This window comes from Microseira sp. BLCC-F43 (assembly GCF_041929235.1).
Taxonomy (GTDB): domain Bacteria; phylum Cyanobacteriota; class Cyanobacteriia; order Cyanobacteriales; family Aerosakkonemataceae; genus Microseira.
In genome coordinates, this window is the sequence record NZ_JBHFNP010000240.1 from 1 (window position 1) to 24,942 (window position 24,942).

Annotated in this window: 39 protein-coding genes; 13 read left to right on the forward strand and 26 right to left on the reverse strand. The window is 44.6% G+C overall.

Going from position 1 to position 24,942, the window contains the following annotated elements; all coding sequences use genetic code 11:
- On the reverse strand, positions 1-189 hold a 189-nt coding region (locus ACE1CM_RS32490; RefSeq protein ID WP_374883061.1), incomplete at its 3' end, for a zinc ribbon domain-containing protein.
- A gap of 182 nt (positions 190-371) precedes the next feature.
- Complete coding sequence (locus tag ACE1CM_RS32495) at positions 372-512, reverse strand: hypothetical protein (protein WP_374883011.1); 141 nt, start codon at positions 510-512, stop codon at positions 372-374.
- Positions 513-577: 65 nt separating this feature from the next.
- Between ACE1CM_RS32495 and ACE1CM_RS32500 the strand changes: the two genes are divergently transcribed.
- The 3 genes from ACE1CM_RS32500 to ACE1CM_RS32510 all read left to right on the forward strand — a co-directional run bounded on the left by ACE1CM_RS32500 (position 578) and on the right by ACE1CM_RS32510 (position 3,667).
- Positions 578-2,305, forward strand: a complete 1,728-nt coding sequence (locus ACE1CM_RS32500; protein ID WP_374883012.1) for a DUF1565 domain-containing protein — start codon at positions 578-580, stop codon at positions 2,303-2,305.
- Between the two features lie 143 nt (positions 2,306-2,448).
- Complete coding sequence (locus ACE1CM_RS32505; RefSeq protein WP_374883013.1) at positions 2,449-2,922, forward strand: AAA family ATPase; 474 nt, start codon at positions 2,449-2,451, stop codon at positions 2,920-2,922.
- Positions 2,915-3,667, forward strand: a complete 753-nt coding sequence (locus tag ACE1CM_RS32510) for a tRNA(His) guanylyltransferase Thg1 family protein (protein ID WP_374883014.1) — start codon at positions 2,915-2,917, stop codon at positions 3,665-3,667. Before ACE1CM_RS32505 ends, ACE1CM_RS32510 begins: the two co-directional genes overlap by 8 nt.
- A 44-nt stretch (positions 3,668-3,711) precedes the next feature.
- On the opposite strand, the gene ACE1CM_RS32515 is transcribed toward ACE1CM_RS32510, so the two are convergent.
- The 14 genes from ACE1CM_RS32515 to ACE1CM_RS32580 all read right to left on the reverse strand — a co-directional run bounded on the left by ACE1CM_RS32515 (position 3,712) and on the right by ACE1CM_RS32580 (position 13,049).
- The gene (locus ACE1CM_RS32515) at positions 3,712-3,921 is read right to left on the reverse strand and encodes a DUF2281 domain-containing protein (protein ID WP_374883015.1); all 210 of its coding nucleotides are present in this window, start codon (positions 3,919-3,921) and stop codon (positions 3,712-3,714) included.
- Positions 3,922-3,965: 44 nt separating this feature from the next.
- Entirely contained in the window at positions 3,966-4,916 is a 951-nt protein-coding gene (locus ACE1CM_RS32520) for a tetratricopeptide repeat protein (RefSeq protein ID WP_374883016.1), read from the reverse strand.
- A gap of 289 nt (positions 4,917-5,205) precedes the next feature.
- The gene (locus ACE1CM_RS32525) at positions 5,206-5,412 is read right to left on the reverse strand and encodes a hypothetical protein (RefSeq protein ID WP_374883017.1); all 207 of its coding nucleotides are present in this window, start codon (positions 5,410-5,412) and stop codon (positions 5,206-5,208) included.
- Between the two features lie 630 nt (positions 5,413-6,042).
- Positions 6,043-6,249 carry a hypothetical protein gene (locus tag ACE1CM_RS32530; protein WP_374883018.1) on the reverse strand — a complete coding sequence of 69 codons (207 nt, stop codon included), beginning with the start codon at positions 6,247-6,249 and terminating at the stop codon, positions 6,043-6,045.
- Positions 6,249-7,046, reverse strand: a complete 798-nt coding sequence (locus tag ACE1CM_RS32535) for a hypothetical protein (protein WP_374883019.1) — start codon at positions 7,044-7,046, stop codon at positions 6,249-6,251. Before ACE1CM_RS32535 ends, ACE1CM_RS32530 begins: the two co-directional genes overlap by 1 nt.
- On the reverse strand, positions 7,047-7,451 hold the full coding sequence (locus ACE1CM_RS32540; protein WP_374883020.1) for a hypothetical protein: 405 nt from the start codon (positions 7,449-7,451) through the stop codon (positions 7,047-7,049). It lies immediately after the preceding gene.
- A 5-nt stretch (positions 7,452-7,456) separates the two neighbouring features.
- Complete coding sequence (locus ACE1CM_RS32545) at positions 7,457-7,783, reverse strand: hypothetical protein (RefSeq protein WP_374883021.1); 327 nt, start codon at positions 7,781-7,783, stop codon at positions 7,457-7,459.
- Between the two features lie 4 nt (positions 7,784-7,787).
- A complete protein-coding gene (locus ACE1CM_RS32550) occupies positions 7,788-7,949 on the reverse strand; it encodes a hypothetical protein (RefSeq protein WP_374883022.1) in 162 nt (53 codons plus the stop codon).
- On the reverse strand, positions 7,936-8,421 hold the full coding sequence (locus ACE1CM_RS32555; protein ID WP_374883023.1) for a hypothetical protein: 486 nt from the start codon (positions 8,419-8,421) through the stop codon (positions 7,936-7,938). The genes ACE1CM_RS32550 and ACE1CM_RS32555 overlap by 14 nt, the downstream gene beginning before the upstream one ends.
- A complete protein-coding gene (locus ACE1CM_RS32560) occupies positions 8,421-8,675 on the reverse strand; it encodes a hypothetical protein (protein ID WP_374883024.1) in 255 nt (84 codons plus the stop codon). Before ACE1CM_RS32560 ends, ACE1CM_RS32555 begins: the two co-directional genes overlap by 1 nt.
- On the reverse strand, positions 8,672-9,256 hold the full coding sequence (locus tag ACE1CM_RS32565) for a hypothetical protein (protein ID WP_374883025.1): 585 nt from the start codon (positions 9,254-9,256) through the stop codon (positions 8,672-8,674). The genes ACE1CM_RS32560 and ACE1CM_RS32565 overlap by 4 nt, the downstream gene beginning before the upstream one ends.
- A gap of 102 nt (positions 9,257-9,358) precedes the next feature.
- Positions 9,359-10,168 (reverse strand): hypothetical protein, encoded by an 810-nt coding sequence (locus tag ACE1CM_RS32570; protein ID WP_374883026.1) that lies wholly within the window; start codon positions 10,166-10,168, stop codon positions 9,359-9,361.
- Complete coding sequence (locus tag ACE1CM_RS32575; RefSeq protein WP_374883027.1) at positions 10,165-12,315, reverse strand: hypothetical protein; 2,151 nt, start codon at positions 12,313-12,315, stop codon at positions 10,165-10,167. The genes ACE1CM_RS32570 and ACE1CM_RS32575 overlap by 4 nt, the downstream gene beginning before the upstream one ends.
- Positions 12,315-13,049, reverse strand: a complete 735-nt coding sequence (locus ACE1CM_RS32580) for a hypothetical protein (protein ID WP_374883028.1) — start codon at positions 13,047-13,049, stop codon at positions 12,315-12,317. The genes ACE1CM_RS32575 and ACE1CM_RS32580 overlap by 1 nt, the downstream gene beginning before the upstream one ends.
- Before the next feature lie 242 nt (positions 13,050-13,291).
- Here ACE1CM_RS32580 and ACE1CM_RS32585 point away from each other — a divergent pair, with 242 nt between their 5' ends.
- Together ACE1CM_RS32585 and ACE1CM_RS32590 are read left to right on the forward strand one after the other, a co-directional pair.
- Complete coding sequence (locus ACE1CM_RS32585; RefSeq protein ID WP_374883029.1) at positions 13,292-13,870, forward strand: tyrosine-type recombinase/integrase; 579 nt, start codon at positions 13,292-13,294, stop codon at positions 13,868-13,870.
- Positions 13,871-13,873: 3 nt separating this feature from the next.
- Positions 13,874-14,113, forward strand: coding sequence for a hypothetical protein (locus tag ACE1CM_RS32590; RefSeq protein ID WP_374883030.1), 240 nt, complete (start codon positions 13,874-13,876; stop codon positions 14,111-14,113).
- On the opposite strand, the gene ACE1CM_RS32595 is transcribed toward ACE1CM_RS32590, so the two are convergent.
- From ACE1CM_RS32595 to ACE1CM_RS32620, 6 genes are all read right to left on the reverse strand, one after another.
- Positions 14,061-14,495 (reverse strand): D-Ala-D-Ala carboxypeptidase family metallohydrolase, encoded by a 435-nt coding sequence (locus ACE1CM_RS32595; protein ID WP_374883031.1) that lies wholly within the window; start codon positions 14,493-14,495, stop codon positions 14,061-14,063. The genes ACE1CM_RS32590 and ACE1CM_RS32595 overlap by 53 nt on opposite strands.
- 30 nt (positions 14,496-14,525) lie before the next feature.
- Entirely contained in the window at positions 14,526-14,792 is a 267-nt protein-coding gene (locus ACE1CM_RS32600; protein ID WP_374883032.1) for a hypothetical protein, read from the reverse strand.
- Positions 14,793-14,922: 130 nt separating this feature from the next.
- Positions 14,923-15,144 (reverse strand): hypothetical protein, encoded by a 222-nt coding sequence (locus tag ACE1CM_RS32605; RefSeq protein ID WP_374883033.1) that lies wholly within the window; start codon positions 15,142-15,144, stop codon positions 14,923-14,925.
- A 177-nt stretch (positions 15,145-15,321) separates the two neighbouring features.
- Positions 15,322-15,801 carry a hypothetical protein gene (locus ACE1CM_RS32610; RefSeq protein WP_374883034.1) on the reverse strand — a complete coding sequence of 160 codons (480 nt, stop codon included), beginning with the start codon at positions 15,799-15,801 and terminating at the stop codon, positions 15,322-15,324.
- Positions 15,755-16,147: a hypothetical protein gene (locus tag ACE1CM_RS32615; RefSeq protein ID WP_374883035.1), complete on the reverse strand. Its 393-nt coding sequence runs from the start codon at positions 16,145-16,147 to the stop codon at positions 15,755-15,757. Before ACE1CM_RS32615 ends, ACE1CM_RS32610 begins: the two co-directional genes overlap by 47 nt.
- A 283-nt stretch (positions 16,148-16,430) precedes the next feature.
- Positions 16,431-16,679 (reverse strand): CopG family transcriptional regulator, encoded by a 249-nt coding sequence (locus ACE1CM_RS32620; protein WP_374883036.1) that lies wholly within the window; start codon positions 16,677-16,679, stop codon positions 16,431-16,433.
- A 410-nt stretch (positions 16,680-17,089) separates the two neighbouring features.
- Between ACE1CM_RS32620 and ACE1CM_RS32625 the strand changes: the two genes are divergently transcribed.
- The 7 genes from ACE1CM_RS32625 (at position 17,090) to ACE1CM_RS32655 (ending at position 21,380) form a co-directional block, all read left to right on the forward strand.
- Positions 17,090-17,335: a hypothetical protein gene (locus ACE1CM_RS32625; RefSeq protein ID WP_374883037.1), complete on the forward strand. Its 246-nt coding sequence runs from the start codon at positions 17,090-17,092 to the stop codon at positions 17,333-17,335.
- A 129-nt stretch (positions 17,336-17,464) separates the two neighbouring features.
- Positions 17,465-17,758 carry a hypothetical protein gene (locus ACE1CM_RS32630; protein ID WP_374883038.1) on the forward strand — a complete coding sequence of 98 codons (294 nt, stop codon included), beginning with the start codon at positions 17,465-17,467 and terminating at the stop codon, positions 17,756-17,758.
- Positions 17,759-17,767: 9 nt separating this feature from the next.
- Positions 17,768-18,274 (forward strand): hypothetical protein, encoded by a 507-nt coding sequence (locus ACE1CM_RS32635; protein ID WP_374883039.1) that lies wholly within the window; start codon positions 17,768-17,770, stop codon positions 18,272-18,274.
- A gap of 205 nt (positions 18,275-18,479) precedes the next feature.
- Entirely contained in the window at positions 18,480-20,177 is a 1,698-nt protein-coding gene (locus ACE1CM_RS32640; protein ID WP_374883040.1) for a transposase, read from the forward strand.
- A 23-nt stretch (positions 20,178-20,200) separates the two neighbouring features.
- Entirely contained in the window at positions 20,201-20,485 is a 285-nt protein-coding gene (locus ACE1CM_RS32645) for a hypothetical protein (RefSeq protein WP_374883041.1), read from the forward strand.
- Between the two features lie 465 nt (positions 20,486-20,950).
- On the forward strand, positions 20,951-21,106 hold the full coding sequence (locus ACE1CM_RS32650) for a type II toxin-antitoxin system RelE/ParE family toxin (protein WP_374883042.1): 156 nt from the start codon (positions 20,951-20,953) through the stop codon (positions 21,104-21,106).
- Between the two features lie 121 nt (positions 21,107-21,227).
- Positions 21,228-21,380: a hypothetical protein gene (locus ACE1CM_RS32655; protein ID WP_374883043.1), complete on the forward strand. Its 153-nt coding sequence runs from the start codon at positions 21,228-21,230 to the stop codon at positions 21,378-21,380.
- A gap of 108 nt (positions 21,381-21,488) precedes the next feature.
- Here the strand turns inward: ACE1CM_RS32655 and ACE1CM_RS32660 are convergent, their stop codons facing one another.
- The 3 genes from ACE1CM_RS32660 to ACE1CM_RS32670 form a co-directional block, all read right to left on the reverse strand.
- Positions 21,489-22,097 (reverse strand): CHRD domain-containing protein, encoded by a 609-nt coding sequence (locus ACE1CM_RS32660; RefSeq protein ID WP_374883044.1) that lies wholly within the window; start codon positions 22,095-22,097, stop codon positions 21,489-21,491.
- Positions 22,098-22,268: 171 nt separating this feature from the next.
- Entirely contained in the window at positions 22,269-22,751 is a 483-nt protein-coding gene (locus tag ACE1CM_RS32665) for a peptidoglycan-binding protein (protein ID WP_374883046.1), read from the reverse strand.
- A 61-nt stretch (positions 22,752-22,812) separates the two neighbouring features.
- A complete protein-coding gene (locus ACE1CM_RS32670) occupies positions 22,813-23,109 on the reverse strand; it encodes a hypothetical protein (protein WP_374883047.1) in 297 nt (98 codons plus the stop codon).
- Positions 23,110-23,318: 209 nt separating this feature from the next.
- Between ACE1CM_RS32670 and ACE1CM_RS32675 the strand changes: the two genes are divergently transcribed.
- Positions 23,319-24,659, forward strand: a complete 1,341-nt coding sequence (locus ACE1CM_RS32675) for a glycosyltransferase (RefSeq protein ID WP_374883048.1) — start codon at positions 23,319-23,321, stop codon at positions 24,657-24,659.
- Here ACE1CM_RS32675 and ACE1CM_RS32680 read toward each other — a convergent pair.
- Positions 24,643-24,771, reverse strand: a complete 129-nt coding sequence (locus ACE1CM_RS32680; protein WP_374883049.1) for a hypothetical protein — start codon at positions 24,769-24,771, stop codon at positions 24,643-24,645. The genes ACE1CM_RS32675 and ACE1CM_RS32680 overlap by 17 nt on opposite strands.
- Positions 24,772-24,942: the final 171 nt, after the last annotated feature.

A 24,942-nucleotide genomic window follows, 5' to 3' on the forward strand; every position in this document is an offset into this window, starting at 1 on the left:
CACATCAGGGCGCACTGACAAAGCACCCGTTCTTTCCCAGTCTTGCCGAGAAAGAATCGTTCTTAATGTTATGTTTCTAGCACCTATCAAATCAGCATGAACTTCAAAATGACAACATTCACAATCAAAGATTAGTCCCTTATTCGGTCTATTCCTAGCGAGCGCATGACCGCATTTTGGGCAAGGAATGCCCGTTGAAGTTAAATCGGGTCAATCGGACCAAAACCTAACTTCAAGAGCGTGGTTTTGACATTTTCAACTGATACACCGCAGTAGTGATATTGCTGGTGTCGCAAGTCTGCCAGATAGTAACCAGCCTTGCCGCCGTTAACTCGAAATAACTCGATAACGACTTGCTGCTTTGAAATGCCCTACAGTAACTCAAAATCCTGAAAGTTAACAGCAATCGGCAATCGTTTGTAGAAAATTTTGCCTGTTTTGAACAGCCATCCCCCTGGTTTACGTTCCACAACCCGCATATAGTCGGGATGAATAACGCCTGAATCTGACATGGGATATACTCATTTCACTGGTTAAATTTGGGTTATTGAGTGCGCTTCGCGCGCCGATCATATCTATGAGAAAACCCCTCCTCACCAAAACCAATTTTCCCACAAGCCTACTCGCTTGTTTGGGACTGGCAACCGCCTTAACGCTTTTGCTTGACAATAAGCCCGCACAAGCGTATAATATCAATTCACTAATTGCCCAGAATCCTCCGGCGACTCAGGCAACTCCACAAGCGACCCAGTTATATGTCAATCCAGTCACGGGTAACGATGGGAGTGGCAACGGTAGTGAGCAAGCGCCTTTCAAAACGATTACCCAGGCGCTGCGGATGGCGACGACGGGGACGGTGATTGAACTTGCTCCCGGCACTTATAGCGCTGAAACGGGGGAATCTTTTCCAATTGAGTTAAAACCGGGGGTAATTATTCAAGGCGACCCCGCTACCAAAGGCCGCAATATTGTTATTAGGGGGGGCGGTTTCTACCTCAGTCGCACGTTCGCGAGGCAAAATATCGCGGTTTTAGGTGCCCAAGGAGCGGGTTTGGCAGGGGTGACGGTAACGAATCCTAACCGACGCGGCTATGGTTTGTGGATTGAATCTAGCTCGATGGTGGTGGCTGACAATTCTTTTATCGGCAATACTCACGATGGGATTTCGGTGACGGGTAACGGTGCGCCGTTGATTCGCAATAATTACTTTGCCGATAATGGGGCGAATGGGATCAGTATCTTCAATACGGCTCGACCCCAAGTGCGGGAAAATGGGTTTGAGCGGACTGGATTTGGGATTGCGATCGGGCAAAATTCCGCCCCCATAGTCGTTGGTAACCTGATCGCCCAAAATAAAGATGGGATTGTGGTCTACGGCAAAGCACAACCAGTTTTGCGGAACAATACGATTGAAGGCAATATCCGCGATGGGTTAGTTGCTAGTCAAGATTCTCGTCCCGATGTGGGAACGGCAAGACAACTCGGTGGCAATCTTTTTCGCAACAATCGCCGCTACGATATCAACACCACGGCGGCGAATCAAACTATATCCGCTTATGGCAATCAAATTGCCAGGGGAAGAACTGCAGGACGTTTGGATATGGGAGCTCTGGAGCGGGTGAGCTCCAGAGCAGGGGAGAATTATATTCAGCCATCTCCAAGGGTCAACTCCCCAACATCGATTGAAATTCCGGTTCCGCCGCCAGCTAGGGCGACTGCCCCTAGCAACAGAGTAACCGGGCGTCCAAGAGGGGGGCGGCGCGCTGCTGCCGCAAGGCGTCGCAATGTTCGCAGACTTCAAGAGCCGCCTACCGCGCCGAGTGGAGTATTTCAACCCCCTACCAGGAATGCGCGCCAACTTCCCCCACTGCCTGCCCCACAGAGAGCGGCAGTTGAAATGCCGCGTCCGAATCGCGCACCCGAAACACCAACGCCTTTGAGGGATAGGCTGCCAAATTTAAGCGTACAGCCTGGGGTACTCCCAGGTCAGGGGCAGCCCGGTTTTGAGCGCAATCCGGGCAATTTGCCCCGTGTAGAAATACCGTCTAATTCGCCCCGTGCAGTGGGGGAACCGCTACCGCCTAATTCTACTGCTGCGGTGGGTCAGGGGTATCGGGTGGTGGTGTTGGTAGAAACCCTCGAGCAAGAGCGATTGTTGCGCCAGCTTGTTCCCGATGCGGTTCGCGTTCGTTCCCTCAATCGGATGGTAATGCAAGTTGGAGTGTTTCGCGATCGCTCTTCTGCCGAGCAAATGTTGCAAAAGATGAGCGGTAATGGTTTAAATGCCATGCTCGAAGAGTTATGAGGAATGGCAGCTAAGAGCGAAATATCTTTAAATAGCTAATTGCTAATTGCTAATTGCTCGAAATAATATACGGAGCTACCATTAGCTATTAGCCATTAGCTATTAGCAGCCATAAAATCGCTCAACCTGCAATATATAAATTTATGGATTTGGTTATTTTTATCGGGTTGCAAGCTTCGGGGAAAAGTACTTTCTTTCGCACTCGTTTTGCCTCTACCCACGATCTTGTTAGTAAAGATTGTTTCCCCAATAATAAAAACCCTTCTAGAAGGCAGGCACAGCTAATTGAAGCCGCACTGAAAGAGGGGCGATCGCTCGTCGTAGATAATACTAACCCAACAATTGAAGACCGCGCTTCGATAATTCAATTAGGGCGGTTATACAATGCTGAAATTATCGGTTATTACTTTAAATCCCAGGTGAAGCATTGTCTTGAACGAAACCAACAACGGGAAGGTAAGGCACGAGTTCCGGATGTAGCGATTTACGCGACAATGAATAAGTTAGTAAAACCGAATTATGCAGAAGGATTCGATAAATTGTTTTACGTTAGTATTGCGGGTGATGGCAGTTTTAAAGTACGCGAGTGGAGAAAAGAAGAGGTAAAAGATGGATAGCGATACTTTTGAGAAACAGATGCGCTCGCTCGAATATTTCCACTCGCTGCGGGTGTTACCAGGCGCGTGGACGGTTATTCGCGTTGATGGTCGCAGTTTCTCCCGATTTACCGAATCTCGATTTGAAAAGCCGTTTGATATTCAATTCCATAACTTAATGGTACAAACTGCTAAAGCGCTATTAGAAGAACTGCAAGGAATTTACGCTTATACTGAAAGCGATGAAATTTCAATTCTGCTGCCTCAAAATTGGGATTTATTTGACCGCAGTTGGGAAAAAATTGTTTCGGTTTCTGCTAGCATTGCCAGCGCTACATTTACCAACGTCGCGCAAACAATTGTGCAATTTGATAGTCGGGTTTGGCTCGGTGCAAATAAATCCCAGGTAGTGGATTATTTTAATTGGCGTCAAGCAGATGCAACCCGCTGCGCTTTGAATGGTTGGTGTTATTGGACATTACGTAAAGCTGGTGAAACTGTTGGCAAAGCGACTTCTACACTGGAAGGAAAGTCTGTGGGATTTAAAAATGAGTTGTTATTTCAACATGGAATTAATTTTAACGATTTACCCGCATGGCAGCGACGGGGAACGGGTTTGTACTGGGAAATTTACGAGAAAGAAGGATACAATCCGATTGAAAATCAAGCAGTTGTGACAAAAAGACGGCGAATTAAGGTAGATGAGGAATTGCCAATGAAAGAAGCTTATGGGGAATTTATTAGTCGGTTTCTTGATGTTGAATAGAGCAAATAAATTTAAAAGAAGGAACTAAAACAATATCACCAAAGCTATAGGTTGTCATAGACAGCATCGTCTATATTATCCCAGATTTTCTCAAACGCTGGCTCGGCAAGTTTGGTGGCTGCTAAGGTTAAGGAAAGGTCTGCATTGCGTTGATTGAGAAAATGGATGAAGTCTTCTACTTCTATCACCTTTTCAGGGGGTAGTTGGCGGATTTTTTCAAGGATTCTTTGCTCTAAGGTGTTGTAAGTTGCCATATGTTGAAATTTCCTCTCTCTCTTTATTATCGTTCTACAACTGGTTAGTTGCGTTGAGTAGATCGCATTAGTTGAACTGCTCTAAGATTGTCTTGTGCCTGGACAAAGTTATGGTTAATTTGGAGTGCTGTTTGTAAGGCAGCGATCGCTTCGTCCAATTTCCCTTGCTGTGCCAACGCCGCGCCCATATTGTTGTAAGCAAGGGCATAGTTGGGGTCGAGTTGAATGGCTTTTCGGTAGGCGGCGATCGCTTGATCTAATTGCTTTTGGATTCCCAGCGTCACGCCCAGATTGTAGTAAGCAAGGGCATCGTTGGGATCGAGTTCGAGCGCTTTTCGCAAGGCAGCGATCGCTTCGTCTAATTTTCCTTGGTCACTCAGCGCAGCGCCCAGATTATTGTAAGCAAGGGCAAAGTTGGGGTTGAGTTGGATGGCTTTTTGGTAGGCGGCGATTGCTTGATCTAATTTTCCTTGCTCTTTAAGCACATTGCCCAGATTGTTGTAAGCAAGGGCAAAGTTGGGGTTGAGTTGGATGACTTTTTGGAAGGCGGCGATCGCTTCGTCTAATTTCCCTTGCTGTGCCAACGCCGCGCCCAAACTGTTGTAAGCATTGGCATCGTTGGGGTTGAGTTCGATCGCTTTTCGGTAGGCGGCGATCGCTTCATCCAGTTTCTTCTGTTTAGTTAACACATAGCCTAGAAGAAAGTAGGTAACAGCATCGTTCGAGTTGAGTTGGACAGCTTGGCGACAGGCAGCGATCGCCTCGTCTATTTTATTTTGATCATCCAGCACATTGCACAAATGGCGGTAAGCTGTTCCATCGTTGGGGTTGAGTTCGATCGCTCTGCGAAAAATACGTTCTGCCTCAGCAAAATTGCCAGCTTTCTGCGCTGCATTCCCTTGCTGATATAGTTGCTCGACGCTCTGCGTTAATGCTATTTGAGGAGTTGCTAGCAGGGATAGAGTCACCAGTAGGGGTAAAAACCGAGTTAACATAGTTCAGTTTTTGGAGTAATGGGCAAGGTTTAGTCTCGCCATCCCAACCTTTAGACCAAGTGTGTCTGGTTGGTTTACCAAAGATCGTGGATTGCCGATTCTAATGGGTGATATGGGTTATATTACTCGGTTTATGCATATCTTCCGATTTGCTCTCGCCCAATTTCTAGCAACACCACAGCTGCTTACAGCCAGTAAATCATATCAGGACTGGCTCCAGTCTTCCCACTCTAGCCCTTCAATCCGGTTGAAATGACGTTGACGTTGGTTGTGGGTAACTAGAACAACATTATTCGCGCTCCAGAAATTTGGTGTAAGTATCATCGGGGAGATCGTTCCAGCAGCCTGCGAACTTCATAATAGAGTTGCGAGGAAAACTAGCTGGTTCTAAACGCAGCCGAAAAGCATGAATCAGGTTAAGCAGTTCGGTTAACTTGTCTTCTGGAATGTTCTGTATTTCTTCAACAACTTTAGCTCTTAGTTCTGAGACATTCATCAACTGCTCCTTTGGCTCAGGTTTATGGCTTGATTGTCGCATTTTTCATTTTTTTCTTACCTCTGCGATCTCTGTGTCTCTGTGGTTTAGGCTTTCAGTCCACTTGAGTGGACTTTCGCTATGAGCAACGGAAATTGATGATACTGTTGGTCAATCAACTACCCCTCCCCAACCCCTAAGAGAAGCGGGGAGGGGCTTAAAACTCCCTCTTGCACCCCCTTCCCTTGCAGGGAAGGGGGCTTTTGGGTTAGGTTTTTTGATTCGCCAACAGTATCATTGATTTCCGGGCGGGATAAAATGGCAGGTGCAAGATCTGAGCCATCCTTCATAAAGATTCGTAACCGACGCTTGACGGTTGTCCCCTATCCCGCTACGATCTCTGTTTAAGGTTGCTCCAGTTCAACGACAGCAACCCTTGTCCAGCTAAAAATCTAGTACCGCTGCCCAATGCCGCTGAAGACGGCAAAGGACAGCTTGACCCCCAAACTGTATAAGGCAGTCTGGAGGCTAATGGAGAATTGTAACATTTCTCTGTAGCCACCCTGCTTTGCGCTGCCTGCGGGGTGGCTAGATTTTTTGGTTTCCCATCCAAAAAACAGGAGAATATGTCATGGCAGAATCCCCAGTAAATCATCGTGGGTACACTTGCCAGGGTATGGGGTAGGCGAGCGGTAAATTGTTCGGTGGCATCTGCTGGGAATTCACCACAGGCTGATTGAATAGTCCCCGGAAGTCCCAAGTGTCCCAGGGACTGACGGGAGTCTCATTCGGTGGCAGCGGCAATGTGGCGATCGCGCTTAGATTGACATATTCTTGATCGCCCCAGATTATCTCCATCACGCAATTCTCACCGCAAACGACCAATTTCCTCCCCTAACCGTAATCCAGGTCTGTCCGTCGATGGAATGTTGGTGCAAATGCGGCAGTCCTCCTGCTGCAATAATTCCTAAATCACTACTGGTTTGTCCACAAATAGCATTACCTGTCGAGGAAGAAAGAATTAAGCGTTTCAAAGTATCTCTTGTTCCACCTGGATTAGCATTTACAGGAAAGCTTTCCGCATTAAACAGCACATCATGCTGAGATGGATTCATGGGATTTCCAGGTAACACCCTAAATCTACCAATATCTCCCCCGTTAGGCGCGAAAGCATAAAGCGAAGTACTTCCCCACCAAGTAGGCTTTATAGCAGGAAAAATAAAACCGAGGCTCATTAAAGCAGTATTATTATCGCTACGGCAAGCGCACACAAGTGCGATTTCATCGGATTTAAATGTTACCCATCGAATTTGAAAATTTTCATTATGGCTGTAATTAATATTTACTGCGGTATTAAAAATTGCATCCGAGGAAATACCAATTGTATTAGGAGTCAAGGTTAATCCGTTGTTCCCGTCCCCCTGCCACAGTTGAATTTTAATATTAGTTGCACTGGGTTGTTCTACTAAGTATTTTAAATAACTCCTATCTTTTGGAGCTTCACTTGAAGGCGCATTAATAGAAAATACCGCTTCGTTTCCAGATGCTGTTTCTTGTCTAAATCCGATTGATATTAATTTAGAATTTAAAGCTGCCCGATACTTGGCGGCATCCCAAGTATCGTTAACAATCTCGCTAGTAAACGCTACAGGCATCTAACCTACCAGTTCAAACGATAAATTAATTATACCGGCAGTGGGTAATAACTTTTCTATAGTTATTGGAACCAACAATCCTTTAATTAAACACAAAGGCGATAATTCCAATTGTTTGGAGTTAGTTTGTCCTCCTAATATTCCGTCAAATTCAACTCCTCTGATTGGAGCAATATTAGGAGGACGAGTTAGATCGACTTGCTGCACGCTTAAACTTTGGTAAAGTCTAATTCTAACCGGAACGTTAGAACTAATTCTAAAAATCGCAGCCAGCAAGGGAAACTCAATCGGATCTCGTTTGGCGTCGTAACCAAAATTGCTGTTATAACTGTAGGACTTTGATTGGATTTCAAACGCACCAATTGCAGGTGGTTGATGAGTTAAACCAAAACTGATAATTGGCATCTTTACTAGCTCCAATCAAAACACAGCAACGAACCAGTACCGGAAGCGGTGAGCGCGTGAAACGCGCCGAGGTGAATTATCGGCCCTTCTTCTACCCATCCTTGACCTGGTGCTAAAGGTATTCCCGTAGTCGCGGTTACCGCGCTATTGAAACCAAGGACTACAGTATTCGTCGCCGTTGGAGGATTGAAAAGCATTACTCGCTTGCGGTTGGCATTAGCTGCTAAAACATTAACAACGGTATTAGTAACCGAAGCAGTCGAGTGAGTGCAAGTCCCAACATTGGTAATAGCTGAGGAAGTTGCTTGAAAACCGATATTAAACAGTGCCATAAAACTAACCTTTTGTCTGCTGGTTTTGAAGCGATTTAACTAAAGACTCGTAGTTATCTTGAGTAACCAGCCTAACTCTTGGAATTGTTCCATAAGCTTCTTCAAACTCTTTTAACTGTTGTAAAATTTCTTCAATAATTGGTTTAAACTTATCAGGGATTTCCATTTGAAAGCCTTTGTAATATTTGATCTACCTTGTTTTCAACAACACTAATCGTTGATAAAAAAGAAGGAGGTAAGTCGCCTATATACCGCCATACAGTAATATGTGCTTCCTGATGCCAGTGCGGGATTGAAGCTGTTAGCCTCCATACTCTGGGACATGAATCGGGGAAAAACATCAACTGCTCTTTATTTATTGTATGGTGATATAACGGTATTTTCCACCTATTTACTTCAATTGATACTGGAGCAGCAACCGATTGTTTTAAGTAACAGCCTAATTTCCACCAAGGTCTAGCTACTGGATTATGAAATCGTGCCGCCATAATACGACTGCGGCGAAATACAGGAATTTCAAAATCAGCAATAGCTAGTTGTCTATAATCTAAATCTAATTCTGCTAGAACTATTTCAAAATACTCAACCTCCCATAAATCACTATTTGTTAAATCTATATCGTTGAGGAAAGAATTCATTAAAACAAACTCAACCCCTGAATCCAGTTTTCTTCAGCTTCAATTGGGTCAATGCCGCATTCAGAAATTATTTCTTCAAACTCTGATAGGGATATTTGACCTTGAATTAATTTTGACAAGGCTTTTTGTCTAATTCCCATTAAATCAACTTCATATTCAAATTCTTCCTGGCACTGATAAGGAGTAATTTGAACTGGCATCGACAAAAAGTCTTCAAAGTTGTTAATAATGAGGTCGCTAGTTTGTTTATTCATGCCTTAATTCGTGCATTTTCAAAAGTAAGCGTTGCTTTACCTTTTTTACCTAAAGCCAATGTTCTTTTACTTCCAGTTGGTCTAAATAAGTTAATAAACTGCGCCTTAAGATTATCCGATGTAATATCACCAGTTGTTCGAGAAAAAGGCGTGCTTCTGTGGCTTTGTTCGCCTACAGATTGATCGTAAAATCTAATCCATCGCGTCTGCCAAGGTGTCCACTCAACTTCAGCCGTTGCATTACCATAATACCAGGATACTTTTGTTGGTTTTGTTCCGCTTCCTCTTAGGTTACCGACTAATATCCCGCTTGTTGGTACAAGTTCAACTAAAAGTCCTGCTTCAGCTGGGGTAAGAATAGCGTTTGACGCTGCCACGGTATTTGCGTCAATATTGGTAGAGAATACAGCGCGATCGTTGTTCTGCTCTCGTAGCATCGATCGGTAATAGACAGTAGTTGTTGCTCCTCTTGGTCGATAAGGTCGGTTTCGGTCTACTCGTCGGTTTGCACGTGCCTGCTGCCTTCGTTCTGCTTCTGCAAGCGCTTCTCGCAACTCTCCTACTGTTTTTCGTCGTCCCATAAAAACCTCTTCTGGTGTTCTTGTTCCAATTTATCCCAAGTTTTGAGTAGTTTTTCTGGCTGGAAGGGCTAAGCCTATCCCAGTGTTTTTTTAGAAAATTGGTTAAGAAGCGATAAAGTCTTCTACCTGATCGCGACCCTGTTCGTAAATAACCACTGGTTGCGTCATGCCGCGAATAAGTATTGCAGCGTAGCGAAAGTAAACATCAGCAATAGGTCTTTCTCTTGGCATCCGCTTTGCTCTACCAAATATTGTTTTTGTTGGCGGCAAGGTCGGATAACGTGTACTGGGCGCTTCATTTGCTTTGTAATTAGCTCTTTCCCATTCAGGAACATGGTCTTGAATTTGTAATATTTTTTCTACAATTCTTCTGCCTTCGCTTTTGTCTCTACAAAGGATTTGTAATTGATATCCTTTGTCCCAGTCACAGTAAGAAAGTAAATCTTTTCCCTTGCGCCATACTAAGCCTTCGTTTCCACCAAAGATTAGTTTGATTTTTTGCCCAAATGTTCGCGCTTGACTTTCGCTGATATCATCGTCAAGACCGGCATTCATAACTCTAAAGCTGATTTCTCCTGTAATAGGTTCGTACCCTTCATCAACGTCTTCTCTTTTCTCGTAAAAATAAATCGTTATTTGTGGTTTGTGTTTGCGCTTGCTAACAATTCTGTCATAATTCGCCATTATTGAATGCCGATCGCCCTTAATTAAATTAAACAACTGCACGCGCATATCCATCATCGAAGCACTATCGTTATCCTTAATCAAACAAGCTTTTTTTAAACTAGCCTTAGCTGGAATATTCCGAATATCGTCGATGTTTTCCGGCAAGTCAACATTGCGAAAAAATTCGTTAACCTGCTGATTGTGAATTTGACGATAGACAGATTGTAGGTGTTCAAAATCGTTCATGGTTTTAAATCAGATGGTTGAATCGTAGTACTTTGAGATTTAGTTTTAGCATCTGCTTTACCCGTAACTAATTCGTTAACAGCTTCATTAAATTTCTGCCGTTGTTCCCGCATTTCAATTACGGTATCTTGAATAGATTTAACTTCAGAGACAGCCGACGATAAACTACTAGCTGCGTCATCAATTCCTTGTATTCCCTGAATCATTCCGTTTAATTTAGTCTGGCGCGCAGTAGCCGCATTAATTTGCTCCGGAAACAAATTAAACGCATTTTCAAAAACTACCCCCGCCTTTCTTAATGCGTTACCTATCTTTCCAGTCATTTCCGCACCTAGTTCCATAATTGAACGAGCGGAATCAATAATCGATTGCATTGAATTAATGACGTTCGCCGCAGCTTGATAGATGTTGTTAAGCTTTTTCCAAGTAGTTTTCGTTTTAGTCCAGTTTTCCTGACCTAAAATACTTGACATAAATTGATCGACTTGTTTTCCAACTACGTCAAAACTGTCAAATCCTCCGCCATCAGGGTCTTTCAATCCAATTATTTGAAGTCCAGTGTTAATAATTTCTCCTACAGTCTGCACTACATTACTGCTCAACATCGCAGCATTGTGCAGCAATAGGATAAAAGATAAGGCATCCAGCAACATAGGTAAGCGAAACCATCTTGCCCACTTATCTAATCGTTTGGTTATTTCTTCAAATACTTCGCCAATCCGATTAAAGTTCCGTTGTATTCCTTGAAGAATGTCGTCTACTTTTGTTCGCAGAACGTTGACGCTGTTACTTATGTCGTTAACTTTAGTTGCAGTTGTTTGAGTGGGAGAATTAATCGTATTGATTGGTGGCTTTAGTTCGTTGATATTAGCATTAATTGCTAAATTAGCTTGAGTCACTTGTGCATTTAAAGAGTTATTCGCCGCCAAAATTTGGCGCATGGCAACCATTAAAGGACTTAAATCGCAAGACACTGTTTCTCTCTCCTCTCTTTCTTCAATAATTCTTCTGAGTCGGCGGTTAATTCTGGGAACAATTTCAAATTCTTGTTCTGGTGGTGGCGAGGATTCAGATCCAGGTTCCCATCTCCCAGAGGGAGTAATCACATCAATTGGGCTATAAGGGTCGCCAACTGAGTTGGTAACTACAGCTAATCGATCGACTCTGCCATTAACAGTCCGCAAATCACCAACCAAAAAAGTAAAACTTGTATATGAATAATAAATAGAAGGGTCTTCAAAATTACCATCAAACAACGAACTAGCGTTAATTGTTCTGCTGGTTCCGCCTTGTATGGTTATGAAAGCGTAATCTTCACTACCAACCCAATGGGAAGGCAACGATAAAAGCGCTCCTGGTAGCCATTGCCATCCGTCATCATTAATAAAGCTTGTTCCTCCATATATAACTGTGATTTCGTCTGGATCTCTCCAGTTTGGATTTATTGGTAAAGTGAGGTTAGATTCTGGGGGTGGCGAAGTTTCTTGACTTTCTCTTGATTCCTCTAAAATACTTCTACTTTGCCGCCATTTTCGTCGGGTTTCTTTAATGAATCTGATAGTTTGATCTGCAAGGAAATCAGAGATTTGATTTAAACCTGGTAAAGCAATATCATTTAAGTTTCGATTAATATTCCTTAATACTTCATTGGTTTTCCGCGAATTTTCAAGTGCTTGCCGCAGCGGAGAGCGGGGCGCTCTCTGCATCGCGGGTGGACGCTGCCAGTTTAATCCTGATTGTGGTGGGGGTGGGTCTGGAAAATCTCGATATCTCGGCAGTCTTTCCAGCTGCGAGCGAGTTGAAGTTTTCGCCCCCGCGCTGTTCCGTCTCGCTAATCTCGGATCTGAGATGCGGCGACGCGGCCCGGTAGGAATAGAGATTGGCTCGCGAGGCGGCTGAGGGATGTTGCGTTGTTTGGGCAACAATCCCCTTTCCTGTTGATATTGCTCGTAATACTTTCTTGCATACTTTTCCCGCGCTTCATCGTAGCTTCTGCGATAAGCTTCTCGTAATTTTGGGGCATTCGATCGCCTACCAAAATCCGCGATCGCACGGCGCGATTCTACGGTTCGCAGAGTATACCTTGTCCTTGATACCGCTTTAGATGTTAGCTTTGTGCCGATTTTAAATACGAGTCCTGCTGACATTAAACCGACTCCATAATTTCCAGTGTGGAGTTACCGCTAACGGTAATTGCAGAAATTACGCCTTTGTAGTTGATTTCCCGGACGTTAAGAACGTGGCTCGAACCACCCGGATTTAAAGCGATGCCCGCACCAGCGATCGCAGTCGCGCCGTAGTTAAGGTAAACAATTTGGCTTCCCCTGTTAACAATCGTCACTAACTTTCGATCTGGATTAGCGGGGATAGCTACTGCGCTAGTAGTGCTTACTGGGGCACTGCTAGGTGTGCTTTGAATAATTCGGTAGGCTTCGCTGGTACTCGGCGCGCTCTCAGCAGCAACCAACCAAATATCTACTCGGTCGCTGCCTACGAGAGAACCAGAGCCAGCAATGTCTTCTACCTTCACCCAAATTTTTACTCCTGGAGCTACCACCAAATTTTCCAACCCGGTGAGGCGAGAAATAATGTCTTCTTCATAAGCTGGGCGAGAATTCCACATTGCTAAGCGAGTACGCAGGATGCGATTGTTGCTCTCTGGGAGCGATTGATAAATCCCAAGATACTTCGCTGATGCTGTGCGAATCAATTCTTGATAGCGGTCATCGCGCTGAGCTTCAGTTTCTAGCTCTTGCGCTGGAGGTGGTGATGGCAGAGCAGCAATTGAGGTAATGTCAATTGATGCAATGAAATCTGCGACATAACCATTCATACCAGCGCCAGGACTGTAGATTTCTGTAAAGTTTGTCCCGCTTGGCATTTAAATAGATGGCGCGATTGACAATAATTGGTTCTTCTGCCACAACAGTTAAAAAGCAATTGATTATTATTTTATTTAATCAATAAGTTAAGTTGGTGTCACTTCCACTTTTTCATAAAACTTACATTTGGAGAAGATTTTTGAAACCTTGATGATTAAATAATTTTAGGATTTAATAGACACAAGAGTTATGAAATACATAGAACTTTTCGGGTCTAGTTAAATAAAACTTCTAGTGACTTATGGCTAAAATTTCACGGCACGGTCAAGCGGAAATTATTTCTCATCTTGAGTATTTAAGAATCCGTAAAGAACTTCAAGGCTGGCATCAGCTATTTTGGGATGTTGCCTACTACACTGGGGAAAGATGGGGTGCAATTGTGGCACTGCGGGTTGATGATTTGTACGCAGATGGCTGTCCGCGCCAATACGTTACTTTCCGCGCTCGAACTCGCAAGGCGGACACCAACGGATATCGGCAAACCAGACAAGTGCCGATTCATCCGACGTTGTATGAACGGCTCAAAGCTTATGACCCGCCAAACAGCGAATGGCTATTTCCTAGCAAGCGCGACTCAACAAAACACATCTGCTTCAAAGCGGCAGATTCGTTTTTGCGGAAAGCTTTGGAGTACTGCGGGTACGAATCAAAGGGTATCAGTACTCACAGCACTCGTAGGACTTTCATTACCCGGCTTGATGAGAAAGGTACTGGCATCAAGGTGATTCAAGCAATTACCGGACACCGTAGCTTGCAGTCGCTGAGTGGTTATATTGACGTTTCGCCAGAGAGAATGAGGCAAGCGATCGCCTGCTTGTAAGCTATGGTAAAATACAAGGCTCGTCAAATATTGGCAAATTTAAATCCGGCGATCGCCGAAATTGAGGACGCGATCGCTGAGCTTGAGCGAGATATTGCTTACGTTGAGTTAGCCCATCCTTTCCCCGACAAAGACATGCGGGATTCGCTCAAAGAATCCCGCAACTTGCTCGTGCAACTGCGGGATAAACTTAATACCCGAAATAAATCACCGATTGATTCGGTCGGCGATCGCGATGAATAAACCCGCGCTTCCGTCCGTCGCCGACCCCACCAGTTTTCGCTGTAGCTCGAACAATTTCCCACAACTGGTTTAAACTGATTCCCCCTGGGGCGGGTTTGAAATCAATCGCCAACCCTTGAATGTGCTGCGAGTGAGATGCACCACCAACGGCGCGGTTTACAGATCTTGGACGATAGCCGGAAGTAACAATCAGTGGGCTGCCTGCCTTTTCTCTAATCTCGCCAAACTCTTTGGCGATAATGTAGATGTTTTGAACAATCTGGTTTGTTAGGGGAACGCGAGTACAATCCTTGGTCATTTCTCCCCAGGTCAGGGGAATTGTTTCGATAATTCTTTGGTCGGCGCGCACGATGTCGCCGTTGGGCAATCGCATCTGAGTCATAATTTTAGTAGTACATTTGAATCGCGTAGTTTACTGTGCTTTTGAATCGTCGGATCTGTCGTCCAAAAGCTCGCGCAGCAGCAAATTATTTTGTTGCTGCAAATATTCCCTCACATCAACTTCCTCCTCAACTTTCGCCTTTCGCCGCTCTGCAATCGCTTCCCACGTGGCGCGCGCTACCCAAGCGATCGCTGGTGCTGCCAGGGGAAGCAATAAAGTTAAGCCTTCTCCGGTTACGGGCAGTACTTCTGAAAACTCAATTTCTGGGTTTGGATCTGATTGAGTTATTTCTTTCATGTTATTTTGAAAACGCTGATACTACACTTTTACCCATTTGATTGCGGGCGTCAGTAGGTAAAAGTGTATTTTTACGCAATCTTTAATTTAAGTACGGTACTGGGCCTCGGTCGCTAAAGCTTTACTATCATCAGGATTCCGTTTCTCGTTTCGCCTGATTTTCTGCAAATTTACTTAGATGTTTTCTAATAAGAGTGATGATTATTTCGGCTTTCGATACTTTTAATTTTTGAGCGGTACGGGTAATTAATAAGTAATCTTGCTGGGTGATATTGACCGCGAGACGCTTATCCCGCGGCAATTTATCCTTTTCACCCTTGCCTCGCTGGGATTGACGCCCTTTAATCCCCAAGTGACTTACCTAGATAAATTGAACGATGCTTTCCCAGATAATATCGATATCTGAGATAACGATACAGTCCATAGCCATTGATGCGCTTATTCTCAAAATACCCTTGGCGGTCGCCTGTTTCACTTGCTGGTTGCAGAGTGTCAATCAACGCCTCAACAATGGCTGATCAGCTGCAAGCTAAGCTCGCCAGCCTCGAATGAGTTGTTCGATTTCGCCAAGGGATTTACCAGACGCGATCGCATCTTTAACCACCTGCGCGCGCCCTTCGCGAATTGACTGACCCCGACCGGGAATATGAACCTTTACCGCATGCTTTATACCATCAACGCTTCGCAAGTGGCAGAACCGATAATGAAGGTATCTCCTGCGCATGATATAGGTTTCCACCCAAAAGTACACCCGTTGCACGATTTCTCGTGCAACGGGTGTACTTTCGTCATTTGGGGCTTCTTCCTCCGAAAAGTACACCCGTTGCACGGAATTAGTGGCAACGGGTGTACTTTTTTGCTCGCGCTTCATGTCTGCGATCGCCGTTTCATTATATTCAGCGCTGAGGGTATTTTCATCCTCGGCTTCCCAGTACCCTGGTTGGTAGGTATAGGGAGCGAGGTTAAATAAAGTTTCCTCCTGCTGCTGCTGCTGTTTCTTCCTGCCCACGGTTTTTAAATGATTGATGCGGTGTTCCTAAAACAACATCGTAAGGTCTAGGTTGAGGGACTAGACCCAACTGTCGCTTGAGTTCTGCGTTCTCTTGCTCTAGGTGTCGCAGCTGCTCTTCTAGTCTCCTTAAATCCGACATCGCTGCTTCTAGTTGGTCTAAAAGAGTGTCCTTTTCGTAAAAGTACCCTCTGTAGTAGTTCAGCTTAACGTTTGGGTTCTTTTGGCTGTTGTACTCTTTCGGCGTCGATACTTCGATGACGTGACGGAGTCGCCGGTATGCTTCTTGCAGCTGTTCGGCGGTTCCCTCGACGCGAATGCCAATGCTTTTTGGTTCCGTGGTCATTGGTAATCGGTAATTGGTAATGGGTAATGGGTAATGGGTAATGGGTAATGGGTAATGGGTAATGCGATCGCTCGCCGCGGCTGCAAAACAAAACAAGCGATCGCATGGCGCGCGATCGCTTGTTATGGTTCACCTTCCTCATCCAGTTGTCGATCCAGTAAAGCAGTCATCTCTCTGATTTCTGCTATAAGCTGTAATGCCTCCTCTTTGCTAACTTTACTCTCAAATAATCGTTGCTCCAGTCGCTTTTCATGACTTTCTACATACGCCAGGTGTTTAGCTTCTAGCTCATCGACCCGGCTAAGGATTTTCCCAAGAACTTGCCTAACAGCGATTTTTCCGTGCTGGGAGTCAGGCGACGGATCATCAATTCCAACACTTCGGAACGACTGACTCCCATCTTCTCCGCCAGTTCGTCGAGTTTGGCGCTGCTGGCTTCGGTCAGCATGAAGCCGTACCTGATTTTCGTCTGCCCGTGCTTCGCCGTTCTGGTTTTCGGTGAGTGCCTGCGGTTCGTAGGTTTCTTCTCCATTGGGTTCCGTCAAAATACTTCCTCCTATTTTATTCATACAATAGTCCGGAATATTACTCATACAATTTATTATATTAACGATCGAATGTTTGAATAAAACTCCCCCACCCAACCCGGTGGGCTGCCCACCAGCGAGAGGCAAAGGCAGATAACCAAAGGGAGCCGTACCCGGAAACACAATTTCCGCCCTAGCCGCGGAAACAGCTTGTTCCCAGGCAGAGCATGGGAACGCCCACAACCGAATAACCGATAACACTTGATTTGAAAGCGTGGATTACCCATTGCCCACTTTAAGGAGGTGCTGTGCAGCGGCAGTAGCCGTTAAACGTTTAATTCGGTCACAATCTCTCGATTTTTTGGGGTATCGCAAGCTCCCGCATACCCCTTTCTTCACCATTAAAGGAATAACCATGTGGCTTGTAGTACGTTACCAGTACGCGAGTTCGCCTGAAGTTGTAGCGATGTTTGATCGTTGCTGCCAAGCAATAGAGCGTGCTACCCAATTATCTGCTGAATTTCCCCAAGATAGATTTTTCACGCGCTTGGAGAGGAATTTTCTCATCAGGTCGATTGATGACATTTCTACCAGCAACGACTGGAGAAACAGAAAACCCAAAACTAAAAAACTAGACAAGCATTCTTTAAGGAGGTGGTGACCGGCTTCTAAAGCCTAGCCAGCACAAGTTCACCGAACAGACAAAGACTCTCTTAAACAGGCTCGCACCGATGGCGTTCCGCGAGCCTTTCTTACCTTTTCTTATCTTTCTAATAGGAGACAACAACAAGTGAAATTCCAAGATTTATCTCTTGCCGCGCAACATCAGTTGCTCGTCAACTTTACTATCTCAAAAATGGCTCTGCTTATCATGAGCGACCCTCCATCTTACTTGCAGTTATCTACTTTATTAAAGGGGAAAACCTCCTTAGAAGATTGGGCTAAAGCTTTAGGAGAATTAGCCTCGCAGGAAGTTCGCTCAATCTCGGAAGAGAAAAAAAATAAAATAATTCAACAGCTTGATGAAGCGATAATTTTTTGCGATCAATTAGACAAACCGTTTCTACTCATAATCGACGAATAAGGAGCTACCGTGAACCCCGTGAACCAAATAGACAACATCATCGCCTGCTTTGGTCGAGCAAATTGGCTTGTGCAAAAAGCAAGGGAAAACTATTGGGTGCTTAGACCCAGGGGAACCTTCGGTTACAAGAGGTTTCTGTTAACTTACAATCCTTTTACCAGCAAGTTTCAAATTGTTAAGCCGCCCAATTTCGCTCCGCACTATAATCTTGCGGTGAAGATTTTGGAGGCAAGCGATCGCCCAACTTGCAAGAAAAGCGATCGCTCATCAAAGGTTAGTCCAGACCTATCCATTATAAAGGTTCCTAGCATGTTTCCAGTCAAAATAGACAATCAATGGATCAACTTAGCTGCGATTATGACTTTCACTATCTTGTCAACCGATAGCGGTTTAGAGGTAGATATAATTTGGGAAAACGGAGAGGAAACCACATTTAACGGCAAAAAAGCAGCTATCCTCGTTGCCGAGTACGAAAAAGCGGCTAGCTTAATAAGGCAGCGTTTAGAAACCGCCTGATGAGCTAGACCGATCCACTAGCGAAACTCCCCCCAAGGGGAGTCGCGGATTGGAGCAACAATCCGCAACAAAGGGCTTTCTGGCAGAAGTAAGCTTTGGCTTTTAACTCTTCATAAGCTCTTTAATTTTAACATCTCACAATCCCCTTCACACTGAATTAGGCCATTGCGCCTTTGGGGATTCGCAGGCTTTGATTGTGGGTAACATGACAACAATTATTGCTGGGTTAGACGTGGGTAAAAACTATTCCGTGTTCGTAGCATGGAATGCTTCAAGCCCAATATCTAAGCCGAAGGATTTCTTTGATTACGAGGCAGAATTTCTCTATCTATCCCCCGATGCCAAAAGCATTCAAAAAATAGTCGATCATAAACCACAGGAAGGAAGATTAATAGTCTTCATGGAGCCTACGGGTTCTTACTCTAGGGTATGGGCAACGAGTTTAAGGGAATTAGGAGTTGAGGTACATTTAGTCCCCCACAACTTGGTAAATTCCTCTCGCCTCGCGCTCTGCAACTGGAACGACAAAGACGACGAACACGATGCCGTCGTTCTCTTAATTCTAGCTCAAAAATGGCTGCAAGACCCGGAATCGGTACAGTTAATTCGTATCAAAGATCCAGTTATCCAAGAGCTATCAAACCTTTATCTGGAATCTGAAAGTTGTAATAAGGTACTCAACCAACTAATCAATAGAGCGCGCCAAAAACTTCACGAAGAGGCATCTCTTCTGGATGATATAAAGTCCAAAGTTACTAAAAACGGCGACGCAAGTCCTTTCTGGAGTTGGGTTGCGGGCAATATTGTCCCCCTTAGAACAGCTTCAAGGTACGCAAAGAAACTAGCTAATTCAATCGGTACTGCCAGAGAAAAAGGTTTCTCTAAGCAACTGATTGCTTACGCCAAGTCGATTGTTGATTGGCAGCTTAGGCGATACCAAATTGATTGTAAAATGAGACCGATACTGCAAGACCCAAGGTTTGCTCGTTACATTAGGATTTTTAAGCAGTTTGGTGCGGGAACCGACACTCAAGCTATTCTCTTAACCCAAATCTTCCCCTTTGAACGATTTCTTGGAATCGATGGTCAACCGATCATTAAAATTAAGCGCCGGGGAACTAAATCGGGTCGTCCAACTAAAGCTCACATTTCTTGCCGCAAGTTCCATTCGGCAATGGGAATGGCTCCTAATCAGCGTAGCTCTGGGCAGAAAAAAGGGGAGTTTATTAGCGGTTCGGGTACTTGTCGTATAGCGCTCTGGAGACTGGTGCATAATCAAATTGAAACCAACACTACCAGCAGCCTGCGAAATAAATTCGGTAAAGAACTCAGGAAATTCTTAAATGCTGATAAAAAACATCGGGATGAGTTAATGCACGGGTTGCTGACCATCTTTGCGGATAAAACTACGGGTGCAGAAACTCTAGCAGCGGTGAAAAAAGCGCTTTACGAATCGGGGAACCCAATGGCTCAAACGATCGCGACTGGCTTAGACAAAAAAACTCAAGCCGCGCGGTCTGGGTCTATCCGCGAACAACTTAAGTTCGCTCTCATTCGGTTGGCGCGATCGCGCTGCGCTGCGAAGCTGGTGAAAATGTTGTTCAAGCAATTGGTTGCAGAGTTTTGCAATGGTGGTGCGCCGTCTGCGGAAGTCGAAACCCCTACCGACTCTAATGGCGTACCAGTCTGGCTTAAGGCGAAAGACCTTGCAGCCAGACTGAAAAAGTCACCTGCTTGGCTTAGCAACCTGAAGAAGAAATTGGGAGAAGCGTTTGCGGATGCGTACGCGAAACTTGACCCCGACGGCTACCGCTGTTCGGGGCACGAGCGGAAGTTTTATTATGCGATCGCGCCCGACGCGATCGACGATAATGGCTCCAAGGCTCTCGCTGCGTACAATTGAGCAAAATTTGATGGCGCGCAGCGTTGAAACTTGATGGAAATCTGTACACTGAAGAGTTTTTGTCCGACTCTACCGGATCTGTGCGTCCTAATTCTGATGCAGGAGAACCAGAATGGGAAAAAGTGGATTTGACGATTGTCAGTTCCCGCGAGGGAGTGATGGCAGAAATCCGCAAGTTTTACGTTATGGGATTTGCCCATGTTGACGAGTGGAGTCCCTTGATGCCAGTACCTAATTTGCCGGGTCGATTTATGACTATTCTGACTCGCTACCGCAAACTAGGAACTACCGAATCATCGACTCGCTAGTCGGGTTGACAGTTGACAGTTGACAGGTAATGGGGAATTTGAGATTTGAGATTTGAGATTTGAGATTTGAGATTTGAGATTTGAGATTTGAGATTTAATCTGCAATATCAAATCTGCAATTACCAATTACCCATTACCCATTAACAATTAGATTTTTTGAGTTTGAGGGTTGTATTTTTTGGGGCGATCGCTTCCTTCGCAAGTGCTGCTACGCTCGAAGCGTTGGGCATGTCTGGATCGTTCCTATCAAAAACACAGAAATTAATTGGTATTGAAGTAGGCAAAAAAGTTTCCCGCTCGTCAAAAAACTAACACCAGAATGTATGACATTGAATTTACACTAGAAGCAGCAATTCAATTGAATACCTGAAATCGTTCAGAAAGTTTGAGCAACAGACAATCATCTCGGAGATTGATACTCAACTCAAGTATGAACCAACTGTAGAAACTCGTAACCGTTTTCGGATGCGTCCTAATGATGTTGCTGAGTGGGAATTGCGAACTGGTAAATATCGGGTGTTTTACAATGTTGAGAATAATGTCCAGATTGTCAGCATTGAGGTTGTCGGCTTTAAAATAGGTAATCAGTTATTTGTACGTGGTAAACAAAGGGATTTATGAGAGTATTGAAAGTTACACCAGAACAAAAATTCCTTTTTGACCTACTCACGACGGTTAAAGAGGAAGGCTTGATTTTACAAACGGCAGACGGACAACAATTTATATTGTTATCGCTTGAAGATTGGCAAGGATTTTTGGAGATAGCGATGATTTTGAGCAGGAAGTCAGCGTCACTTCGGAAAATCAGGAATTAATGGCATTTTTAGCAGAACGTAGAAGTAATGGAAAACGAGTTTCAATGGCGGATGTTAAGAAACAATTGGGGCTGACTTGATTTTGTTCAATTTAAAAGAGAATTGCTAATCGCTAATTGCTAATTGTTCGTGTAAATATTTTCCGGTTCTACCAGCCATTAGCAATTAGCTATTAGCAACTTACATTACTACTTTTGAATCGGATATATCTGACCTCTCATTTCGCCGTAGAATTCGTGTCCTTTGGTGTGAAGGTTGAAATAAAGGACTCCCTTTCTAGCCAAAGCCTCCATGCCAGCAATCGTATTGATCTGAGCCGGAATAATGATATCGCTGGGGCAACCTTCAGGAAGAGGCAGTTTAAATCCGCTAGAGAGATTAGGGGGTGGAGGTGGTTGTTTGACAAAGGTTAGCTTTTCGTTGGTAACGGAAGCAGAAAAGCGACCATTGACAATGGTGTTCTTAAAGTCACCAAACTGACCGAAGTTAACGATGATGGGGCCGAGGACATCTGGCGTGCCACAATGAATGTGAAACGCAGTCACGTTTGCCGGATCGATGTCAGCAAGTTGGACATTAATATCACTTTTTGTCAGATTTTTAGGGAAACGCAGCCGACCATAGCCTTTTGCTTTTGACCCGGATGGAGGGCCTAGTTCTTGTGCAGGATGTAAATAGGCTTCGTATTCGGTAAATGACTGGTCTCCGAATTGCTGATTCTGAGCCATAGTGGGCGAACCAAATAGGATCGCGAGGGTAAATAATGTGCCGATCAATAAGCCAATAAAACTTCTCATTTAGTTTGACCTGATTGAATGGATAAAGAAACTAATTTCGTCTAATTCATCATGACTTACCCAAGGGCGTTCCTATCACCTTTGTTTCTGCGTAGATCTCTAGTTTCCTTTCCCGACGATTTTCAATAGAAACCCGGAATATGAGATCGCTGAAGAATCCAAGATGAAACCCTAAACGTCATAGTTAGGTTGCTCTAGGAAACTCCAAGTTTTTGACCCGACGATACCATCAACTGTTAGCTTGCGATCTGCTTGGAATTGCTTCACCAGGACTTCGGTTTTGGAACCAAAGTTACCATCAACAACGACTTTGGCGCCATAGTGACCATTGAGCCGCACTTGTAGATATTTGACCTCATCGCCTTTGTCGCCATTGCGTAAGGTAGGGTGGGGTTTTCCGGTGTGAGATTTAATTTGTTCTAGGTTAAGCCAAGTCTCTGAGTCAACGATTCCATTAACAGTTAAGCTGCAAGCTGCTTGGAATCGCTTAACGAAGTCTTCAGTTTTGGAACCAAAGTTGCCATCAACGGTGAGTACGGAACCGTAGAAATGATTGAGCAGTTGTTGTAGATGTTTGACCTCTTCGCCTGTGGCGCCTTTTTTCAAGGTGGTGTGTCCTGCATGGGTGCCTTCAGTGTCGCTGAAAATTGCCATTGGTTTAGCCTCTTCAAATCAATGTTTTTGTGGTTTGATAATTTCAGTATGGAAAAATCGCTCAGGGAAAGCATTGATACTTTCGGACAATCCCGATTGCTGCTTTTGACCATTGGGGATTGCACTTTTCGGCAATCAGGGCAGATAAGGAAGCTGGGGAAGCTGGGGAAGCTGGGGGAGAAGGGAGTAAGTTGCCAAAGTCGGAAATCTCGATTGCCAGATCCGGAAATGGCATTTCTCCGAATTCGGTAAGGATTTTTTTAGATAGATTTGCGAGATTGTAATTGTTGCTGATGTCTTCTTTCTGGAGTGCGATCGCTGTGGGGGCGGGTTTATTTAAGTTATCTTTTTTTAGCAAAGATTATTGGTAAAACTCACCCCTACAAACTTTTACTCTCTTTGCGCTTGAAAAATACCTGATTAAACGAACCACAGAGGCACAGAGAACGCAGAGAGAAGAGAAAAGAGGAGAGAGGTAATCTAAGAACGTGGGATGAGAGTAAATATACGAGAAGGATTTACTCGGATTTGGTATCAGTAGTTTTTTAGTGATGTACAAGGAGCGATATGAGTAAGATTCTATTTCTAAGTCAACCTATGTTTGGTCATTTTAATCCGTTATTCAGCATGGCTTTGCAAATGCAAGCGGATGGACATGAAGTGGAATTTCTGATTCCGGGGCGCGAAGAGGTAAATTCAAATATTGGCACGCTCAAGAATGCGGCAGCTATTCCCAAAATTATCGAAAAAAATGGCATCCCCGTCGAACTGATTTCGATGCCGATTCCTCTGGCTGCCACTTTTTTGTTTGCTACAAGTTTGGCACCCAAGTTATCAGGATATAATGAATTGGAGTTTCTGATGCGTTTCCTGCCTACGGGACTCAAGTATATTACGGAACAAGTTATCCGACATATTGAGCGATCGCACCCAGATGCGATCGCTACAGATTACACTTTCCTCGCTTCTTATTTAGCAGCAGAAGTTACCCAAATTCCTTGTGCAGTCATCTATCAAACTGGTTTACCATTCCGAGGTAAAAGCATTCCTCCTTTTGGCAGCGGTTTACCCATTCGACCAGACTATGCCACTTTTGCAGGCGAGTTTGTGCGTAAAGAAAAGGCGGTTTTGCATCGATTAGATCGACAAGTCAACCGGGTGCGACGGCAGTTTGGGTTGCCCGATTTTCCGCCGGAATTTTGGCGACAACCCTATTCCCAATGGTTGAATTTGGTGACGAGTATTGAAGCGATTGAAGCACCTCGCGATAACCTCACCGATAACACTTTTTTTGTGGGGCCTTCCTTTAGCAACAGGAGTGGGACAACGAGCGATTTCCCATTTGATCAATTGCGACGCGAACGCTACAAAATATACGTGTCTTTTGGCACTATGTCTAATGACAGACCTCACGTTTTGAGAAAAATAATGAAGGCACTCGCTCGACCTGAATATCAAGTAATTATCAGTGCTGGGACAGCCTATTCTAAACTGGTTCGCGAGAGGATTCCTGAAAATGTTCTGCTATGTTCCAGAGTGCCTCAAGTGGATCTACTGCCTCAAATTGATTTGGCAATCATACACGGCGGTAACAACACAACAAACGAAACCCTGGCGGCGGGTAAACCTGCGATTGTGATGCCTATTGCTGGAGAACAGGGGGATAATGCCAGTCGAGTTGAATATTTAGGAGTTGGTTTGCGCCTGAACATCGAGCGGTTTGACGAACAGGATGTGTTGGCAAAAGTGCAAACAATTCAAAGCAATCCTGGATTTCAAGCTCGAGCAACTGAATTGAAAGCAGCGTTGGATTTGACTAACGGGTCGGCAACAGCTTCCGCACTGATTCATCAACTAGCAGAGACTCAAAAACCTGTGGTGCGTTCGCCAGCTAATTGCAGCGATTAACGCGATCGCCAATCATTTGCCAAGATTCTGGGGAAAGTTGCAGGTTCCATTGCTCTGGGGCAATATTTTCCAGTACCAGCAGAAAAACGTCGCTGAATTTCTGCAAAAGCATAGAGTTTCTTGCGCTACCCATTAGACCTCTCTAAAAAAGAAACTCTTTGACAGGCGAGACGCCTATCCCACAAGATTTATTGGAAAGGTCTATTGGAGAATTACCTCCCGATCGATCGTAGTCATTGTCGATTCCGATCGGCACGGATCTTTGCGATATCCTGCCAAAAGT